At 71.8% G+C, this 3592-nt stretch carries 3 protein-coding genes and 1 tRNA gene; all 4 read left to right on the top strand.

What is annotated here, in order from left to right; all coding sequences use genetic code 11:
* Positions 1–332 (top strand): hypothetical protein (locus VIB55_RS19030; RefSeq protein WP_331878253.1); only part of this gene is annotated, 332 nt, incomplete at its 5' end.
* Between the two features lie 41 nt (positions 333–373).
* Positions 374–1402, top strand: coding sequence for a proline dehydrogenase family protein (locus VIB55_RS19025; protein ID WP_331878252.1), 1029 nt, complete (start codon positions 374–376; stop codon positions 1400–1402).
* 2 nt (positions 1403–1404) lie between these two features.
* Positions 1405–3264: a M61 family metallopeptidase gene (locus VIB55_RS19020; protein WP_331878251.1), complete on the top strand. Its 1860-nt coding sequence runs from the start codon at positions 1405–1407 to the stop codon at positions 3262–3264.
* Positions 3265–3332: 68 nt separating this feature from the next.
* A tRNA-Pro gene (locus tag VIB55_RS19015) sits at positions 3333–3406 on the top strand.
* Positions 3407–3592 lie beyond the last annotated feature (186 nt).

Genomic DNA, 3592 nt, shown 5'->3' with positions numbered 1-3592 from the left:
ACCCGCTTCCGCCGGCGGACGCGGACGAAAGCACCCTCGGCGGCTACATGGCCATCTACGGGCGCTCCGCCGCGTTCGAGGGGATGGACGGCGAGCCGTACACCGTCGGGCTGGAAACCGAGCCGGCGGAGGGCGGGTTCGCGGGCTACCTGGTGTTCATCCGCTGGGCGCAGACCGGCACCGCCATCATGGGCCACCTGGAGACGGGCGACCTGGTGCACGCCGCCACGGCGGACGAGGCCCGGGGCCAGCTGGAGGCCCTGCCGCTCGCGCAGGCCCGGGCCGTGCTGGATGAGACCATCGCACGCAAGCGCACCGACGATCAGAGCTGATCGCCGGCGCGACACCGATCCGCATCACCCCGAGTTGCCTGATGCTCAAGACGAGCCTGCTGCGCCTCAGCGAGAGCCCCACGGCCAAGCGCATCATCACCCGCGCCCCCCTGTCCCGCGGATTCGCCGCGCGCTTCGTGGCGGGCGACACGCTGCAGGAGGCGCTGGACGCCGCCCGCGCCCTGAACGAGGCCGGGCTGAGCGTGTCGCTGGACTTCCTGGGCGAGTCCGTGGCCGACCGCGCCGAGGCCCAGGCGGCCGCCGACATGGCCGTCCACATCCTGGAATCCATCGCGCGCGAGGGGCTGAACGCCAACCTCTCCATCAAGCCCACGCAGCTGGGGCTGGACATCGACGAAGACTTCTGCCGCCGCAACGTGGAGCGCGTGCTTTCCCGCGCCCGCGAGCTGGGCAACGGCGAGGGCGAGATCTTCGTGCGGATGGACATGGAGAGCAGCGCCTACACCGAGCGCACCATCGCCCTGGTCGAAGGCCTGTGGGCCGACGGGTTCCGCAACGTGGGGACGGTGCTGCAGTCCATGCTGCGCCGCACGGCGGACGACGTGGAGCGGCTGATCGCGCTGGGCTCGCGGGTGCGGCTGGTGAAGGGCGCCTACCAGGAGCCGGAGTCGGTGGCCTTTCCCGACAAGGCCGACACCGACCGGATGTACGTCGAGGAGATGAAGCGGCTGCTGGAGGCGGGCCACTACCCGGCCATCGCCACGCACGACGACGCCATCATCGACGCCACGCGCCGCTTCGTCTGGGAGCGCGGCATCGCCAAGGAATCGTTCGAGTTCCAGATGCTGTACGGCGTGCGCCGCGACCTGCAGGAGCAGCTCGTGCGCGAGGGGTACCGGATGCGCTGCTACGTCCCGTTCGGCACGCAGTGGTACCCGTACCTGATGCGCCGCCTGGCCGAGCGCCCCGCCAACGTGCTGTTCATGGCGGGGAGCGTGGTGAAGGAGGCGCGCGCCGGCAGCGGGAGCATCGCCAAGCCGGTGGCGCTGGGCGCGGGCGTGCTGGCCGGGATCGCGGCGGTGCTGGCCTGGCGCCGCGGCCGGCGGTAGCCGTGGGCCCCATCCGGTACAAGCTCCGCATTCCGGAGCCCCACACGCACCTGCTGGGCGTGGAGATGACGGCCGAGGGGGTGCACGGCCCGGCGCGGCTGGTGATGCCGTCGTGGACCCCCGGCAGCTACCTGATGCGCGAGTTTCCGCGCAACGTCATGCAGATGGAGGCCGCCGACGGCGCGTGGCGGCCCCTGCCCTTTCGCAAGACCGACAAGAACACCTGGCTGGTGGATGCCCCCGCGGACGGCGTGCTCCGCGCCCGCTGGGTGGTGAACGCCGACGAGCTGACGGTGCGCACCAGCCACGTCGACGCATCCCACGCGTACGTGAACGGCGCCAGCGTCTTTCTGTACGTCGAGGGGCGCCAGGGCGAGCCGGTGGAGGTGGCCGTGGAGCCGCCCGCGGGGTGGCGGGTGACGACCGCCCTGGAGGAGGCGGGCGAGCACGTGTTCCGCGCCGCGGACTTCGACGAGCTGGTGGATTCGCCGATGGAGATCGGCACGCACGCGCTGGTGGAGTGGGGCGTGGACGGGGTGCCGCACCGGTATGCGGTGTGGGGCCGCGGCAACGCCGACCCCCGGCGGCTGGCGGCCGACACCACGCGCATCGTGCTGGCCGAGCGCGAGCTGTTCGGGGGCGGGCTGCCGTATCCGCACTTCACCTTCATCCTTCACCTGGCCAGCGGCGGCGGCGGGCTGGAGCACCGCAACAGCACCTCGCTGCTGGTGGACCGCTGGAGCTTTCACGGGCAGGCGTACGAGGGCGTGCTGGGCCTGGTGGCACACGAGCTCTTTCACGCCTGGAACGGCAAGCGGCTGCGCCCGGCGGTGCTGGGGCCCTTCGACTACACGCGCGAGGCGTACACGCGCGAGCTGTGGGTGGTGGAGGGGTTCACCACCTACTACACCGACCTGGTGCTGCGCCGCGCGGGGCTGATCTCGCCCCTGCGGTACCTGGAAAAGCTCGCGGAGCAAATCACCCGCTTCTCCCAGCTTCCCGGGCGCGGGGTGCAGTCGCTGGAAGATTCGTCGTTCGACACCTGGATCAAGTTCTACCGGCCGGACGCGAACACGCCCAACGCCACCATCTCCTACTATCAGAAGGGCGCGCTGGTGGCCCTGCTGCTGGACATGGAGATCCGCGCGCGCACCGGCAACGCCCGCTCGCTCGACGACGTGCTGCGCCTGCTGTGGGAGCGCTGGGGCGCGCGCGACGTGGGCTTTCCCGAGGGCACGGTGCAGGCCGTGGCGGCCGAGGTGGCCGGGGCGGACCTGGCGGACCGGTTCGACGCGTGGCTGCGGAGCACGCAGGAGCTGGACTATACGGGTTTGCTGAACACCGCCGGGCTGGTGCTGACCACCCCGCGCGACGCGCGGGAGCGGGGGCTGGCGCCCGGCGGCCACCCCGACGCGCCGGGCGCCGCCCCCGTGCCGCGGGAGCCGCGGACCGGGCTGCAGCTGAAGCCCGAGGGGGGTCGCATCGTCGTTGCGAACGTGCAGGCGGGGAGCGCGGCGTGGTCCGCCGGGGTGAACGCCGGCGACGAGCTGGTGGCGCTGGACGGCTTTCGCATCGCCTCGCCGGATGCGCTCAGCGCGCGGCTGCTGGAGGCGCCCGAGGGGACGCGCCTGCCGCTGACCGTCTTCCGCCGCGACGAGCTGCTGACGCTGTCGCTTCCGGTGGTGGTCGGGCCCCCGCAGAAGCTGCTGCTGCGCCCGTCGCCCACCGCCACCGCCGAGCAGAAGCGGGTGCTGTTCGACTGGCTACGGATGGACGCGGTGGGTGGCGGACAGCCTGCCCCCGCACCGGTCGACGGGCCGCGCGCGAACTTCGGCCCGGTCCCCGAGCCGGGCTGGGGTTGACGCGGCCGGGGCGAAACGTTAGGATTGTTGCTCTCTGGCGGGCTTCGGCGCGACAGGGGCCGGGAGTTCGGGACGTGGCGCAGCCCGGTAGCGCACCTGAATGGGGTTCAGGGGGTCGCGGGTTCAAATCCCGCCGTCCCGACTCGATGAAAAGCAAAGCCCTGCCTACAGCTACGTAGGCGGGGCTTTTCTGTGTAAGTGGGACAGGGGTCCAGTGAAGGGGGCAGTTCGACCGGTGAATCGCGTTTCTGTTCTAGCACCGGGGCAGAGCGGAATAGAGATCCGGTCGCCGAGGCAGGGCGCGTACGAGCATGGGGCGCCGGTAGTG

The sequence above is a fragment of the Longimicrobium sp. genome, assembly GCF_036554565.1.
GTDB lineage: Bacteria > Gemmatimonadota > Gemmatimonadetes > Longimicrobiales > Longimicrobiaceae > Longimicrobium.
The sequence above is the reverse complement of the archived record's forward strand: the minus strand, read 5'-3'. Positions and strand labels throughout refer to the sequence as shown.

Coding starts and splice junctions, on each gene's coding strand:
- VIB55_RS19025 (WP_331878252.1), top strand. CDS start 374: ATGCTCAAGACGAGCCTGCTGCGCCTCAGCGAGAGCCCCACGGCCAAG.